Consider the following 15,555-nt stretch of genomic DNA (forward strand, 5'->3'; position numbering starts at 1 on the left):
AATGGTCACTGGAACGAAGCGCTATCGACGGCGTGATAGACGTAGCGTCCACCGGTCATCCGCTTGATTTCTTCGAGGTAATTGGAGTTCATCACAAACAGGTTGGCGCCTTCGGGCAAGGCATCCATGGCCTCTTGCGGGGAGGACACCCGCGCGCCGCTCAGGGGCAGATAACGGCCCTGTTTGGCCGGGTTGATATCCACCACGCGATCCACCACCACGCCCGCGCGTTGCAAGAACAGCGAATAAATCACGCCTTTGGACGAGGCCCCCCAGATCGCCGAACCCTGCTCGGGCGCGGCCTGAATGATCTGCACGGCGCGGTCGAGGCTGGTGGTGAAACCCTCGGGCAGCGTCAGGCGCGGCACCGGTTGTTCCGGGGTCAGGCGCAACGTCGAAAGGTCCGCAACGATGTACAGGTATTGGCCACCGAACAGGTGACCGGCCTCGTGCACGGTGCCGAACATCCGGCGCAGGTCATCGAGGCGGAAATAATTGACGTGTTCGTAGAACAGGTCGAACCAGGCACGATGCTCAAGGATCCAGTCCAGGCATGGCACTTCGATGTAGATCTGCCCGCCCTGATTGGCCTCGGCGATCTCGGCAAGAAAACTCACCGGGTTCTGGATATGTTCCAGCACATGACGCAGCACGATAGCGTCCGCCGACATTCCCAGGCCGCGAGTAAACGGAGCCTTGATCACATCGCGATTGTCGCCTTCGTAAGCCGGGTCGATGCCAGTGATGGCGTAACCCAGGCCTTTGAGGAGTTCCAGAAAGTAGCCTTTGCCGCAGCCGACTTCGATCAGCTCCTGGCCCTTGAAGTGACGGGCAATGATCCCTTCGACATCGCTCAGGTGCTTCTGGAACTGGCCGGAATGCGCCTGCTCATTCTGATAGTCGGCGTCGTAGCTGAGCTTGTCGGCATCGAAGGCTTGATTGAAGATCAGTCCGCTCGTTTCGTCTTGCACCAACACCATGTCGGCGCAGGCCGAAGCTTTCGCCGATTGCGCATCGGCAAAGGTACGGTTCTGCAACACCGGCAGGTCGGCGACCCGATACAACTCATGCCTCATGCTCTGCTCCCAGTAGCTGTTGCAAGCGGTCCGCCACACCCCAGAACGCCATCGGCTCATGGGTCGGGTATGGGTAATGGCCCAGGTTCAAACGAATCGACGCGTCACGTTCACGCAGCCGTTGTTCGACCAGCGCTCTGACCGATATCGGCCGGCCACTGGAACAGTTGATTACGCCGTCAAATTCGCGCTGTTGCAGGATCGCGGCGAGGTAACTGGCGGCCGTGTCGATCGCCAGGTAATCGCGCAACTGCTCGCCGGCCGACATATTGAAACTGTCGTCCCCGGCCTCGATTGCCCGGTCCAGTGCCGCCAGTAAACTGTTGGGGTTTTGCCCGGCGCCGTGCAGGTAAAACAGTCGCGCCCATTGCAGGGTGAAGGGTTGTTGGCGCTGCAGGTTTTCAAGGAACAGACGCAAGGTATTCTTGGCCAGCCCATAGGGGTTACTCGGCCGCGTCTCGGTCTGCTCGCTGAGTGGCCCGCTTTGCAGGCCATATTCGAAACAGGTGCCCGTCACCAACACCTGCGACACGCCCGACTCGACCGCGCCCTTGATGAACCGGTAATCGGCCATCAGGTTGTGCTCGAAGTGAAACAGTGCCTGATAGTTTGGTAATCCTGGCCAGGCGAGATGCGCCAAGGCATCGACGCCCTCGGTCAGCGGTGCGATGTTCAGATCGTCGGCGTGAATATCCGCTGCCACGAACTCCACGGCATTGATCCACGGAAGTTGCGCAGCGGTCTCGGCGTTACGCGCCACGGCCCGGACCTCGCAGCCACGGGCGAGCAAAGCCGCGACCAGATGTCGGCCGACAAACCCGGTGGCACCGGTCACCAACACTTTCACAGTACGGTCAACTCAGGCACCGCGATCACAAAACGACCGCCCCACTGACGTACTTGCGCCAGTTGCTGACTGACTTCGTGCAACAGGTTCCACGGCAACACCAGGATGTAATCCGGTTTCTCCAGATCGATCTGCGCCGGCGACACGATCGGAATGCGACTGCCCGGCAAGTACTTGCCCTGCTTGTGCGGATTGGCGTCGGCAACCCAGGCCAACAGGTCCGGTTTGACTCCCGCATAGTTGAGCAACGTGTTGCCCTTGGCCGCCGCGCCATAACCGACCACGCGCTTGCCATCGTCCTTGGCCTGCAGCAGGAAACGCAGCAGTTCGTGCTTGATACGTTCAGCGGCGGGCGCGAGGGTCGCGTAGTACTCGGGCGTCTTCACCCCGGCGTCCAGCTCGGCCTGCAACTGTTGCTGCACGGTCGGTTGTATGGCGCGGCATTCACCGTCCTTGCGCTGCACAAACACCCGCAACGATCCACCGTGAGTCGTCAGCTGGCTGACATCGAACACCTCCAGGCCATTGCGCTCGCACAAGCTCTGCACGGCGGTCAGGGACAGGTAGGAATAATGCTCGTGATACAGCGTGTCGAACTGCTGCCCCGCCATCAGCGTCAGCAATTGTGGAAACTCGAATGTCGCCACACCGGTCGGCTTGAGCAAGGAGGCAAAACCACCGAGGAAATCATTGATGTCCGGGACGTGGGCCAACACGTTGTTGGCGGCCATCAGGTCGGCGGCCCAGCCTTCGTTTTTCAGCTGCGCGGCGGTGTCGCGACCGAAGAACAGTTCGCGAATCTCCAGACCTTTTTCCCGCGCCGCTTGCGCAGTGCTGCGGGTCGGTTCGACGCCCAGGCAAGAGATGCCGCGCCCGGCAACGTACTGCAACAGGTAACCGTCATTGGCGGCGATTTCCACCACGCGGCTGTCGGCGGTCAGGCCGAAGCGCTCGACCATCTCGGCCACATAGCGCTCGGCATGGGCCAGCCAGGTGCTGGAGAACGAGCTGAAATAGGCGTACTCGGCGTCGAACAGGCTGTCGGCGCGGGTGTAATCCTCGGTCTGCACCAACCAGCACTGCTGACACACTGCAACCTTCAATGGCACCCATTGCTCGGCTTGTTCCAGGCGATCCGCGTGCACATAGGCGTTGGACGGCGGCGACGTGCCGAGGTCGATCAGCGGCAGGCTCAGCGGTGCGGCGCACCCACGGCAGTTCATAGACGCACTCCAGCGAAGTGTTGATCGAGCGCGGGATGGCTGGAATCCCTGGCCGACAGATTATTGACAGGCAACGGCCAGGCGATGGCCAGCCGTGGATCGTTCACGCTCAAACCACCCTCATGCGCAGGCGTGTAATCGGCGCTGTGCAGATAGAGCAATTCGGCGTCATCGGTGAGGGTCTGGAAACCGTGGGCGAACCCGGCCGAAATCAGCAGGCTGCGACCGTCACCGGCCTTAAGGTGCTCGGCGTGCCAGTGCAGAAAGGTTTCGGAGTCAGGGCGCAAATCCACTGCCACATCCCAGACCTCACCGCGCAGGCAGGTAATCAACTTGGCTTCCGCCGCATTGGCGTTTTGATAATGCAGACCGCGCACACTCCCCCGCTCGCGGGTGCAGGAATGGTTGATCTGGCAGATATGAAACGGCTGGCCGAAAGCGCTCAGGCTGCCTTCGCAAAACAGCCGTGCGAAGTGCCCGCGATCATCTTCGAAGCGTTTGTGCTGCACGCTGAACAGACCGGCCAGTGGCAAGGCTTTCAACAGAAATTCGCTCACAGCGCGCCTCGGTACAGGTTCAACTGACCCAAGGTGACTTCACGCATGTCATCGCCGTTCTGCCATGCCAGGTGCCAATCGAGGGTCTGGGTCAGACACTGCTGTAACGACCAGCGCGGTTGCCAGGCCAACAGTTGACGGGCGCGACTGCTGTCCAGGCGCAACAGACCGGCCTCATGCAAATCACTCGGTTCGATGCGCAATCCACGCGCTTGCGGCCAGTAGCTGGCGAGCAGCTCGACCACTTCGCCGACGCTGCACATGTCTGCTTCGCTCGGGCCGAAGTTCCACGCGCCGGCAAACGCCGGACCTTGCTCATAGAGGCCAGCAGCCAATTGCAGATAACCGGCCAGCGGCTCCAGGGCGTGCTGCCACGGGCGCACCGCTTGCGGATAGCGCAAGGTCACGGGCTCGTCTGCGGACCAGGCCTTGAGCACGTCAGGAATCAAGCGTTCAGGTGCGAAGTCACCGCCGCCCAGCACGTTACCGGCGCGCGCGGTGGCCAACGCCAGACCGTGTTCGGCGTACTTGTCAGCCGGAAAAAACGACGCGGCATAAGACTGCGCCAACAATTCACAGCAAGCCTTGCTGCTGCTGTAAGGGTCGTGACCGCCGAGGGCTTCGTCCTCGCGGTATGGCCACAGCCATTCCTTGTTCGCATAAACCTTGTCGGTGGTCACCAATACGCAGGCGCGCACACCGCCGACCTGGCGGATCGCTTCGAGCAGGTTGAGAGTGCCCATGACATTGCTGGAATAGGTGCCAAGCGGATCGCGATAGCCTTCGCGCACCAGCGGTTGGGCCGCCAGGTGCAGGACGATTTCCGGCTGCACTTCGGTAATCAATTCCAGTAAGGCGCCGAGATCACGCAGGTCGCCGCGCTCATCGTTGATGCCCTCATGCACCCGCGCCAGTTCGAACAGGCTCGGTTCGGTGGACGGATCGAGCGAAAACCCGCTGACCTCGGCACCGAGACTTTGCAGCCACAACGTCAGCCAGCTGCCCTTGAAACCGGTATGGCCGGTCAGCAGAACCCGTTTGCCGCGCCAGAACTCCGGACTCAGGCCCATTGCTTCCATGGGGCCTCCCCGCTCTGCCACAACGCTTCGAGGTGGTTCTTGTCGCGCAGGGTGTCCATCGGATGCCAGAAGCCTTCGTGCTCGAAGGCCTTCAACTGTTCTTCCTGTGCCAGACGCGCCAAGGGCTCGGCTTCCCAAGTGGTGTCATCACCGCCGATGTACGACAGCACTTTCGGCGAAAGCACAAAGAAACCGCCATTGATCCAGCCACCGTCGCCACGAGGCTTCTCGGTGAAACCGAGCACCTGATCGCCGTGACGCTCCAGGGCACCATAACGGCCCGGCGGTTGTACGGCAGTGACGGTCGCCAGACGACCGTGGGCGCTGTGGTAGTCCACCAGTTGACGGATATTGATATCGGAGACGCCGTCGCCGTAGGTAAAGCAGAAGGCGTCTTCATCCTTGAGGTAACGGCCGGCGCGCAGCAAGCGGCCACCGGTCATGGTTTCCTCGCCGGTGTCGATGAGGGTGACGCTCCACGGCTCGCTGTAGTTCTGATGCACGTCCATGCGGTTGTTGCGCATGTCGAAGGTGACGTCGGAAGTGTGCAGGAAGTAATTGGCGAAGAAGTCCTTGATCGCATAGCCCTTGTAGCCAAGGCAAATCACGAAGTCATGAATTCCGTGGGCGGAGTACTGTTTCATGATGTGCCAAAGAATTGGCTTGCCGCCGATCTCGATCATTGGCTTGGGCTTGAGGTGCGACTCTTCGCTGATGCGCGTGCCGAGACCACCTGCCAGAATTACTGCCTTCATCGCTGTCCTCTTGCTCTTCGCGCGTTCCGGCAACCCCCGCAAGAGTCGCGAACCGTCAGATGCACATCATTTACCCGCAGCCATTGAGCCGTTCACGCCCATGGGGTGAAGGTTTTATGGCGATATATGGGTGACTTGCAGGAAGTGAGCCAATTGCGCAGGACAAAAAAAATCGCAGCCTTGGGCAACTGCTACAGGTGTCAATACATCCCTGTAGCTGCCAAAGGCTGCGATCTTTTGACGCTTAGAAGGTAATTACGGAATCAGTCAGGCAACCAACCCCACAACCAGTGATTGAGGTTGTCGCCACGCAGCATGAAATCGCGGTGAACCGCTTCACGCAATTCATCGCCCATACGGTAGCTGGCGTCCGGGTCGGCCAGGTGCATACGGATCGCTTGCAGCCATTCGTCCGTGCTGTTGCTGTAGACCTTGGTGCACGGCAAGTGGCCGCGATAGGCCTCGGTGTCGGTGCAAATTACCGGGTATCCGCAGGCACCATACTCCAGCAAGCGCAGGTTGCTCTTGCAGTCGTTGAAAATATGGAATTCCAGCGGTGCCAGCGCCAGGTCGAGATTCAGGCTGGCCAGTTTGAACGGGTAGCTCTGCAAGCCGATGGTGGAGTGAAACTCGTGGATATAAGGACGCAAGGCGTCAGGGCACATGCCGAAGAACACCCACTCGACCTCGTCTGCCAGTTCACGCACAACCTCGGCAATGATCTCCAGATCACCGGTGTGACTGGTGCCGCCACCCCAGCCGACTCGCGGCTTGCCGGACGTGCGACGATGGCTGGTCAGCGTCGCCCATGGGTCTGGAGATAGCATGTTCGGTACCACGCGGATCTCGCTGTGCATGCTCGACAAGGCATCGGCCAGCGGTTGAGTGGTGACCACTACCCGATCGCACAGGCCAATGCCTTCGCGCAACAGCTGCTCAGTGTTCACTGGCTTGTTGCGGGCGTGGGTATTTTTCTTCGGCGCACTGACGATGTAGTCGTCGAGTTCAAAAATTCGTAGCGCACTGGAGTACTTTTTCATCCGCAGAATGTCACCCGCGGCACCTTCACTGTAACGTCCTTGCAGAATGATCGTGTCTGGAGACAGACGCTCGATCTCCACGGTCGACGGCGACTCGTAGGCTACCCGCGCGATCACTCGCCCGGCTGCTTCGAGTTCGGCCAATGGCGCGGTCACCCGGTAGTGACCGACGGCGGTGCTGTTGACCGGCAGACCGAGAATCAACGGCAATGCGCGGGTGCAGAACGGGTTCCAGTTATTGCGCAGCGACGGTTCCAGGCTGAAGCTGGAAACTCCAAGGCTCAGCGCCGGACTGTAGGCCGGATCCTTGGCGATCTTCGGCAGCCATTTGCGATAGAAGATTTCCTGCTCATGCTCGCGCAGCACCCATGTCGAAGGCGGCGTCGGCGATACATCTTGCGGCACCCACACCACACTGGCGTAAGGCGTCCAGACCACCAGATAGCCGTCTTTGTTCGCCCGCAAACACAAGTCGACGTCGCTGAGGCCCTGGGTGAAGGTCACCTCATCGAACTGCTCGAGTTCATCGAACACTTGCTTGCGCACCATCAGGCAGTGATTGCTCACCGCGCTCCAGTTCTGGGTCACGTGCAAACGCTGCATGTAGCCACGAGAGCCGGCCGCCTCGCCATGAAATGGCGAACCGACCGGCCCGGCCAGGCCAAGAATCAACCCGGCACTGACGATCGAGCCCTCGGGACTGAGGATGCGGGCACCGACCACACCCACTTCCGGCCGCTGGGCATGATTAAGCAATTCGTCCAGCCAGTCGCTGTCGCAGATTACCGTTTGCGCACTAAGCAGCAGCACGTACTCGCCATGAGCCAGGCTCGCGGCGAAGTTGCGAATCGCCGCGTCGTTGGCGTCACCGGCGTAGCGCAGTACTCGCAGCATCGCGGCGCCCAGCTGCGCCATCGCCTCCAGCCAGTCGAGCATCGCCGGGTCATCCGTGCCGCTGTCGACGATCAGGATTTCGTATTGGGTATAAGCCGTGCGCTCGATCAAGCCTTCGATGCAACGCTGCAAGGCGTACAGCGAATCGCCGGTCTGGATGATGATCGACACCAGAGGACGCGCCCCATGGAGGTAGTCGATGCGGTTGATCAACGGCAACTCTTCCTGCCGGATCGTGTGCGCCACGCCGATACGATCCAGGTGCGCGCTGACCATCCCGGCATTGTTCTCGATCACTTCGGGCAACGACAACCAGGCGGCGAAAGACTGACTCGACTCAACCTGGATTTCGGCGATGTGCTCGATGGTTTGCGGCCCGGCCTCTTCCACCAGACGCCATAACAAATCGTGCGGCGCCAACTCACCGTGAGCCGAATCGAAACCACCCAGCGCCATGAAGCGCTGCCGCTCGAAGGCCAGGGTACGACCGACGTAGGGATAGGCGCGCATCAGATCGAGGTTGAAATCGGGCTTGAACACCGGGTCGATCGACTCGTCATCGACCAGCGCACCCTCGTCGCTGTAGGCACAGAGAATGCCCGCTGTACCCGCAATGCGTTCGGCGAGGATCAGCAGAGCCGACTCGCGCAAGGTGTCGCCAGCCTGCAGCAGATAAAACCAGTGAGCGCCTTCCAGCTGCGGCACCACCGCGTTGAGCTGTTGTGCCCAATCCGCCTGGAACGGCAACTGCACCACACAATCGTCGACCGCACACACGGCATCGGACAACACCAGTACTGCCTGAGACGCGTACAGTTGCTGGCTAATGCTCTGCAACGTCGTCTTGAGCGCCGCACCGTCAGCTGTGCTGTCGATCACGATCGGCACGATCTGCGGACGGTACGCCCAGCTGTCGAGGCGATGCGTCATGAGCCGCTGCTCGACATCGGAGAACCTGCGAATCGCCAGCCATTCGCGATAGAAATCGGCGTAGCTTTCGCTCTCGCCGCCCACCCGGCCATTCACCACCGTGTTGCGGTTGCCCAGGATGCGCACCACACACAACTCTTCCCAGGCATGGGGCTGCTCAGTGATTTTGACCAGCTCGATGTAGCGCACCCAACCCGATGCCGGTGCCGATTCACCGCTGCGCGCCGCGAGCATCTGCGAAAGCCAGCTCCACTCCACCGCTGCGGCCTTGACCATTTCCGGGGTTTTGCTCAGACGCTCCGGGTACAAACGCTCGGTACTCAGCACAGTGCTCAGCGACACCAGATTGCCGCGACGCATCAAGCACACGAACAAGGCGAAATCGAGCATGGCGACGAAACCGGCGCCTTCCTGAATCAGCGCCGGCAACAATTCCAGTACATCGACGCGACGCATCAGGGTCGAACTGAAGTTGCCGAGGAAATTCTTCGGCGTACCTTCGAAGATCGCCAGCATGTCATCGCCCTTGAGCAAGGCGTCGTTCGGTGAGAACCGGCAGTTGTCGACCCGTGGCGGCAGGATGAAATTACCGGCATCGCTGAGCATCCGCAGGGCAAAGACCACATTCACGTCCGCGTGGTCGATCAACACCTGCGCCTGCAAGGCTACGCTGGGTGAAAATAGACGGTCGTCATCGCACAGCACTTTGATGAACTCGCCCCGGGCTTCTTCGACGCAACGCAATACGTTCTTCTGCAAGCCCAGACGCTGCGGGTTACGCAAGTAGCGAACCGGGTGAGCCGGTTCGATGCAGGCATCGACAATGTCGCGGATCTCGTCGCTGGACGAATCGTCACAGATGACGATCTCGACGTGCTCGTAGGTCTGGGCGAGCGCACTTTCCAATGCCTGACTGAAGAAGCGCGGGTTGAAGGCTGGGATGACGATACTGACGAGGGGGCGTTGATTCACGGCAGGGAACTCTCGAGCGGCGGGCCTCTACCCTTTCAGGCAGAGGCCTCGGAACCGCTTACAAAAAGACGGTTGGCAGCTCGGCAGATGCAGGCTCAGACCTTGTTGAACAGGCCCAGCTGAGCAATCTTGCTGAAGGCCAGTTGCGAGGCCTGCAACATGGTTTGTTGCAAGGTCAGACGGGTCATCACTTCAGCCGGATCAGAATCACGGATCGACGATTGGGTCTGGGCATTGGCCAGTTTCAAGCTCTGGTTGGTATCGCTCTGGGTATCCAGAGCAGCACCGCGACCACCGACAGAGCTCAACGCGCTGGACAGCTGATCGGTGCCGCTGGCCAGGTTGGCAATACCGGAAGCCAATGATGCTTGCAGTTTCTGAGTAGCGATTGCGTTGCCATTGGTTGGCGTATTCAGAGCGGTTTTCAACTGGCTCACGGTGTCCAGGATGTTCTGGGTTTCGTGAGTGTTGACCGCGATGCTGAACTGATCGTTGGCAGCCGGCGTACCGGTCAGGGTGAAGCTCACACCCGATGCGGTGGCGACGCTGCCGGCCATGGTTCCGGTAGACACTGGCTTACTGTTGGCCGTCAAAGGCGCTGCGTACAGTTCGAAAGCGGTGGCGCTGGTGAACTTGAGGATCGCCGAACCGGTAGGGAAACTGGCGTGGTAATTCACCGGGTTGGTGATGTTGCTGGTGGTGACCTGCGCCGCCGAAGCGTTACCAGGGCTGCCGGTTGCGCTGAAGGTGTCGGGCTTGGCCGCCAGGGTAAACGTGTGGCCAGGCAACACGGTCGCCGCAGTGTCGCCGGCGCTCAAGTTGATGTTCAGGGTCAGTTCGACGCCACGGAAAGTGACGGCCTGGCCGGCCTTGTTGGCAGGGTCGAACGCGCCGCCCTGACTGGCTTCGGCAGTCACGTCGTTGCCGCCCGAGTCAGTGATTTTCAGCTGAGTGCCGCTGACGAAGTCCACGGTATACGGCTCGCCGCTGCGGAATTTGGCGTTGTAGGTGACGTTCGACGACACTTGGCCGTTGGACAGGGTCACGCGGCCGTCATCCACGACCGGCGCAGTCCGGGTGACCTCGCTGCGACTGGTGTTGATCGCCTGCTGGAACGCATCCCAACCGGTGCTATTGGTGGCCATCGACATGGTGTCGCCGATCGCCAGGTCAAGCGTCACCTGGTCGCCGTTGTAGCTGTAGGTGCCATCGTTGTTACGCGTGAACGGTATGGTATCGCCCTTGGAACCGGCGAAGATGTATTTGCCGTTCTCGTCCTTGCTGTTCATCAGGCTCAGCAACTGCTCTTCGATCTGCCCCAGCTCCGATGCGTTGGCCTGGCGATCGGCATCGGTGTAACCGGCGTTGCCGGCACCCACAGCCAATTCCTTGGCGCGCTGCAGCACGTTATTGATGCTGGTCATCACCGCTTCGGTGGTGCCCAGGGTCGCCTTGATGGTAGTGGCGTTAGCCTCATATTGATCGAGCATCGAAGCCTGTTGACCCAATTGCAGCAAACGCGAAGCGCCGACCGGATCATCGGCCGCGGTGTTGACGCGAACGAGGCTGCTGGCCTCTTCGCTGCTCTTGACCACGTTGGCGAAATTCTTCTGATAGTTGGCAGCAGAGGACTCGTAAAACTGGGCGGTAGAAATGCGCATGGGCTACGACTCCTTAAAGACTGTTGATCAGTGTGCTGAAGATTTCCTGCGCAGCCTTGATGATCTGCGAAGACGCGGTGTAGTACTGCTGATACTTGACCAGATTGCCGGTTTCCTCATCGAGATCGACACCGGACAGTGAATCGCGAGCGCCCTTGGCGTTGGCCAGAATCGCGTCAGTGGCAGCGCTGTCGAGCTTGCCTTGCGCGGCCTTGGCGCCGACGCCCTCGACCAGTTTGCCGTAGGCGTCGGTCAGGGAAATGCCTTTACTGGCCGAACCGGTATCCACAGTCTGCTTGGTCTGCAAGCCGGCCAGTGCGGTACCGTTACGGTTGTCCAGCGTACCCGGTTGACTGAGCGTGATGTTGATCGCACTGCCTTGACCTGGCGAACCGGCCACGGTCATGTCGAAGGTCGCGGTACGCTGCACGGCTGGCGGCCCCGGATCCATGATCGCGGCGCCGCTGGCGTCGACCAGTGGAATGCTCAAGCTGAGCGTATTGTTCTGGCCCGGCACAATGGTGCCGCTGCTGAGTGCATTACCTTTGGCATCGAGCAACTGGTAAGTCTGGGTGGTGCCACCGGCGGCACCGAAAACCACTTTGACCGGAGTCGAATTCTTCAGCCCGTTCTGAATGGCCAGGGTGGTGGCTGAGTCATAGATATCGAACTTCGTGGTCAGGGTCGGTTGGCCGCTGGCCGGAATCGTCAACGTGCCGCTGCCGCCCGGCGCAATGGCCGCGCCCAACGGTGCCGCGATGGCCAGACGTTTGGAGTCGGTCATCTCGGTCTTGATGTTGGTCGCTGCGTTGCGGGTCGGGGTGATCTTGAACGTGTCACCGGCGGCTGCGGTGCCACCGGAAAGTGTCATGGAGAAACCGTCGATCACCGGTGGCGGCGTGGTCAGCGTGCTGAACGCGCCCATGGCGGTGCCTTCAGGCAGGCGCTGCACGGTGTAGTTCGTGGCGCTGGTGAAGGTGACCTTGTAATCGTTGATGGTCAGCTTGCCGCTGTCCTCGATGCTCACGTCGAAGTTGCCTGAGCCGGCGCTGTTGCCGACCGTGGCAACGCTACGCTGAGCCATTTGCGCGGCACTGTTGATGCTGTTGAACAGGTTCGAACCGAAGTCACCGTTCTTGTCGATGCCCTGAGCCTGGACGGTGTTCATCTGATCGGCAACGACCAGCGCCACACGCCCCAGCTCGTTCATGGCCGGGTCCAGCACGGTGCTGCGATAACGCAGCAAGCCGCCCATCTCGCCACCGGTCACCACCGAAGTGATGTCGATGGTGCTCGAACCGCGATTGAGCTGAATGGCCGAACGCGACGGGTCGTCTTTGCTCGGCACCACTTCCAGCTTGCTGGCGGTGCTGCCCATGACCAGCGGCTGACCGCTGCCCAGGTAAATATCGAGGTTACCGTCACGCTCGATCACTTGCGCACCGGTGAAGGTGGACAACTGGCGCACGGTCTCGTTGCGCGCATCGAGCAAGTCGTTGGGCTGGCCGCCAGCGTTGGAAATTTCGGAGATTTTCTGGTTCAACTGGGCCACGGTGGCGGCCAGTTTATTGACCTGATCGGCCATGTCCGCCAGGTTGCCGTTGACGTTGGCGTTCTGCTGCGTCAACTGGCTGGAAATCGAGTTGAACCGGTTGCTCAGGGCTTGCGCATCGCTGAGCAGCAGTTGGCGGGAAGCATCGTCGCCCGGTTTGGCGTTGACGTTCTGTACCGAGGCGAAGAACTTGGTCAGGGCGCCATTGAGGCCGGTGCCGCTGTCCGACAGCAACTTATCGAGCGGGCTGATCTGCCCGGCGTAGGCCGCCGAGTCACTATTGAGCGACGTGCTGGTCTGCAGCTGCGCATCAATGTAGCTGTTGTACACCCGACGCACATCGGCCAGGGTCGTACCGGTGCCGATGTAGACATTGCCGAACTGGTTCGAGGCCTTGGTGCCCTGCACGGTTTGCTGGCGTGAGTACCCGGAGGTGTCGGCGTTGGCAATGTTATTGCCGGTAGTCATCAGCGCGGTTTGACTAGCGGATAAACCCGACATCCCGATATTGAGCAAACTCATGGTTCAAACCTTATACCTTGTGCCTATAAAGGCGTGGTGGAAGCGCCCGCCGCAGCGTAGTTTTGGTAACTCGTCATCTGCTTGGCTATCTGCGAGATCTTGCTTGCGTAATCCGGGTCGGTTGCATACCCGGCTTTTTGCAACTCGCGTACAAACTGTTCTGGGTTATCGGCCGACTTCAGCACATCTTGATAGCGATTATTGCTTTGCAGCAGCGTCACAAGGTCATGGAAGCTGTCCTTGTAAGAGGCATAGGAACGGAACTCGGCCGTCTCCTTGACCATCGCGCCATTTCTGAATTCGCTGGTGATCGCCCGCGCCGAATCACCCTGCCAGTTACTGCTGGCCTTGATGCCGAACAGGTTGTGGCTGCTACTGCCATCCTGGGCGCGCATGACCGATTTGCCCCAACCGGTTTCCAGGGCAGCCTGAGCCACCAGATAACGCGGATCGACGCCGATGCGGTCGGCGGCTTCCTTGGCCAGCGGCAGCATGGTGTTGACGAATTCGTCGGCGGAACTGAAGGCTTTCTTCGCCGGCGCCAAGGGTATTTGAGCCATGGCACGACCATAAATCTGCAGGCGCCCGCTGGAGGACGTATCCGTTTGCGAAGCCAGCCAATCGCCGTTGTACAGCGGGCCGGAACCGGCTTTGGTGCTCTGCGGCAACTGGATGTTGTTCTGCTCTGTGGTGGCGGTGGTCGATACCGATGCAGATGCAGATGGCACCAACCCTGCGAGCAAGCGGTCGGCCAGTTTCGGCGGCAGTGCCAGACGCCGCTGATTGATCAGCGCCATGTCATTGCGATGGGTGCCCTCGCTCGCGTTTGCCGGCGTCTTCACCGAGCGCGAAGCCCACAACGGACGTTCACCATTGAGACGCGACAGCGGCCCGTGGGTGGCGACCGTCCCCGCGGCAATCGGTGTTTCCACGGCGGCTTTCGCGGCAGCCTGCTTGGCGGCAGACGCTGCCGCAGCCTCACCCGGCGCCATTGGCTTGTTCTTCGACATCTGGCGCATCAGTACGTCCGCCAGGCCAATACCGCCGCCTTCGCGGGACATGGAAACGGCCAACTGCTGGTCGTACATTTCCTGGTATTGCTTGGCCGCCGGCGTATTGAGCGGATTGTCCTCGCCCAGTGCTTCGGTGGCCGAGCGCATGGACTTGAGCATTTCACCAAGGAACAGCGACTCGAATTCCTGCGCCACTTTGCGCATGTTCGCATCGCTGTTCTTGTCGCCGACCTTGAGCTGGTTCAGACGGTTCAGGTCCGAATAGGAACCTGAGTCGCTGCTGCTGACCAGACCGCTTTTGCGCATATCCATGGTCGCCGTCCTCAGATCACGATCAGGTCGGCTTGCAACGCGCCGGCCTGCTTCAGCGCTTCGAGGATCGCCATCAAGTCACCCGGTGCCGCGCCGACCTGGTTCACCGCACGGACGATCTCGTCGAGGGTGGTGCCCGGGCCGAACTTGAACATCGGCTTGGCTTCTTGCTGAGCGTTGACCCGCGAGCGCGGCACGACCGCCGTCTGCCCGTTGGACAGAGGGCCGGGCTGGCTGACGATCGGGTCTTCGGTGATGGTCACGGTCAGGCTACCGTGGGTCACGGCGGCCGGGGAAACCTTGACGTTCTGGCCGATCACAATGGTGCCGGTGCGCGAGTTGATGATGACTTTCGCCACCGCCTGACCCGGGTCGACTTCGAGGTTTTCGAGGATCGACAAATAATCGACCCGCTGGCTCGGATCGAGTGGCGCAGTCACGCGAATAGAACCACCGTCGATGGCCTGGGCAACGCCAGGGCCGAGCATGTCGTTGATCTTGTCGACGATACGTTTGGCCGTGGTGAAGTCCGAACGGTTGAGGTTCAGGGTCAGGCTGTTGCCCTGATTGAAACCGCTTGGCACTGCACGCTCGACCGATGCACCGCCAGGGATGCGACCGGCTGACGGAACGTTGACGGTGATCTTCGAACCGTCACGACCTTCGGCATCGAAACCGCCAACCACCAGGTTGCCCTGAGCGATGGCGTAGACGTTTCCATCGATACCTTTGAGCGGCGTCAGCAGCAAGGTACCGCCGCGCAGGCTCTTGGAGTTACCGATGGAGGCAACGGTGATATCCACCTGCTGACCCGGCTTGGCGAACGCCGGCAAGTCGGCACTGATCGATACCGCCGCGACGTTCTTCAACTGCACGTTGCCCGAACCTGCCGGCACCTTGATGCCGAACTGCGAAAGCATGTTGTTGAAAGTCTGCAGGGTGAACGGGGTCTGGGTCGTCTGGTCACCGGTGCCGTTAAGCCCGACCACCAGGCCGTAGCCGATCAATTGGTTGGAACGCACGCCGGAAATACTGGCGATGTCCTTCAGTCGCTCGGCTTGAGCATCGAAGGCTGCCGTCAGCAACAGGGCGCCCACCATCAGGTGTTTGAAGTTCAACATG

11 protein-coding genes are annotated in these 15,555 nt (G+C 60.5%); all 11 read right to left on the bottom strand.

Going from position 1 to position 15,555, the window contains the following annotated elements; all coding sequences use genetic code 11:
* Positions 1-5: 5 nt before the first annotated feature.
* Positions 6-1,076: a class I SAM-dependent methyltransferase gene (locus AB4O41_RS08950; RefSeq protein ID WP_460147320.1), complete on the bottom strand. Its 1,071-nt coding sequence runs from the start codon at positions 1,074-1,076 to the stop codon at positions 6-8.
* Entirely contained in the window at positions 1,066-1,923 is an 858-nt protein-coding gene (locus AB4O41_RS08955) for an NAD-dependent epimerase/dehydratase family protein (RefSeq protein WP_460147322.1), read from the bottom strand. The genes AB4O41_RS08950 and AB4O41_RS08955 overlap by 11 nt, the downstream gene beginning before the upstream one ends.
* Positions 1,920-3,146 (bottom strand): methyltransferase domain-containing protein, encoded by a 1,227-nt coding sequence (locus tag AB4O41_RS08960; protein ID WP_460147324.1) that lies wholly within the window; start codon positions 3,144-3,146, stop codon positions 1,920-1,922. The genes AB4O41_RS08955 and AB4O41_RS08960 overlap by 4 nt, the downstream gene beginning before the upstream one ends.
* Positions 3,143-3,703, bottom strand: coding sequence for a dTDP-4-dehydrorhamnose 3,5-epimerase family protein (locus AB4O41_RS08965; protein WP_460147325.1), 561 nt, complete (start codon positions 3,701-3,703; stop codon positions 3,143-3,145). Before AB4O41_RS08965 ends, AB4O41_RS08960 begins: the two co-directional genes overlap by 4 nt.
* Complete coding sequence (gene rfbG, locus AB4O41_RS08970) at positions 3,700-4,782, bottom strand: CDP-glucose 4,6-dehydratase (RefSeq protein WP_460147327.1); 1,083 nt, start codon at positions 4,780-4,782, stop codon at positions 3,700-3,702. Before rfbG ends, AB4O41_RS08965 begins: the two co-directional genes overlap by 4 nt.
* Positions 4,764-5,537 (bottom strand): glucose-1-phosphate cytidylyltransferase, encoded by a 774-nt coding sequence (gene rfbF / locus AB4O41_RS08975; RefSeq protein WP_460147329.1) that lies wholly within the window; start codon positions 5,535-5,537, stop codon positions 4,764-4,766. The genes rfbG and rfbF overlap by 19 nt, the downstream gene beginning before the upstream one ends.
* Positions 5,538-5,800: 263 nt before the next feature.
* The gene (locus tag AB4O41_RS08980; protein WP_460147330.1) at positions 5,801-9,373 is read right to left on the bottom strand and encodes a glycosyltransferase; all 3,573 of its coding nucleotides are present in this window, start codon (positions 9,371-9,373) and stop codon (positions 5,801-5,803) included.
* A gap of 95 nt (positions 9,374-9,468) precedes the next feature.
* On the bottom strand, positions 9,469-11,034 hold the full coding sequence (locus AB4O41_RS08985) for a flagellar hook-associated protein 3 (protein ID WP_460147332.1): 1,566 nt from the start codon (positions 11,032-11,034) through the stop codon (positions 9,469-9,471).
* Between the two features lie 13 nt (positions 11,035-11,047).
* Positions 11,048-13,108, bottom strand: coding sequence for a flagellar hook-associated protein FlgK (flgK, locus tag AB4O41_RS08990; RefSeq protein WP_460147334.1), 2,061 nt, complete (start codon positions 13,106-13,108; stop codon positions 11,048-11,050).
* 23 nt (positions 13,109-13,131) lie between these two features.
* Positions 13,132-14,433 carry a flagellar assembly peptidoglycan hydrolase FlgJ gene (gene flgJ / locus AB4O41_RS08995; protein WP_460147336.1) on the bottom strand — a complete coding sequence of 434 codons (1,302 nt, stop codon included), beginning with the start codon at positions 14,431-14,433 and terminating at the stop codon, positions 13,132-13,134.
* A gap of 11 nt (positions 14,434-14,444) precedes the next feature.
* Entirely contained in the window at positions 14,445-15,554 is a 1,110-nt protein-coding gene (locus AB4O41_RS09000; protein ID WP_460148316.1) for a flagellar basal body P-ring protein FlgI, read from the bottom strand.
* Position 15,555 lies beyond the last annotated feature (1 nt).

The organism is Pseudomonas sp. S2_A02, from assembly GCF_054668495.1.

What these genes read in the sequence shown, in the direction of transcription:
- AB4O41_RS08950 (WP_460147320.1), bottom strand. Translation starts at nt 1,076, where the DNA reads ATGAGGCATGAGTTGTATCGGGTCGCCGACCTGCCGGTGTTGCAGAAC.
- AB4O41_RS08960 (WP_460147324.1), bottom strand. Translation starts at nt 3,146, where the DNA reads ATGAACTGCCGTGGGTGCGCCGCACCGCTGAGCCTGCCGCTGATCGAC.
- rfbG (WP_460147327.1), bottom strand. Translation starts at nt 4,782, where the DNA reads ATGGAAGCAATGGGCCTGAGTCCGGAGTTCTGGCGCGGCAAACGGGTT.
- rfbF (WP_460147329.1), bottom strand. Translation starts at nt 5,537, where the DNA reads ATGAAGGCAGTAATTCTGGCAGGTGGTCTCGGCACGCGCATCAGCGAA.
- AB4O41_RS08985 (WP_460147332.1), bottom strand. Translation starts at nt 11,034, where the DNA reads ATGCGCATTTCTACCGCCCAGTTTTACGAGTCCTCTGCTGCCAACTAT.
- flgK (WP_460147334.1), bottom strand. Translation starts at nt 13,108, where the DNA reads ATGAGTTTGCTCAATATCGGGATGTCGGGTTTATCCGCTAGTCAAACC.
- flgJ (WP_460147336.1), bottom strand. Translation starts at nt 14,433, where the DNA reads ATGGATATGCGCAAAAGCGGTCTGGTCAGCAGCAGCGACTCAGGTTCC.
- AB4O41_RS09000 (WP_460148316.1), bottom strand. Translation starts at nt 15,554, where the DNA reads ATGTTGAACTTCAAACACCTGATGGTGGGCGCCCTGTTGCTGACGGCA.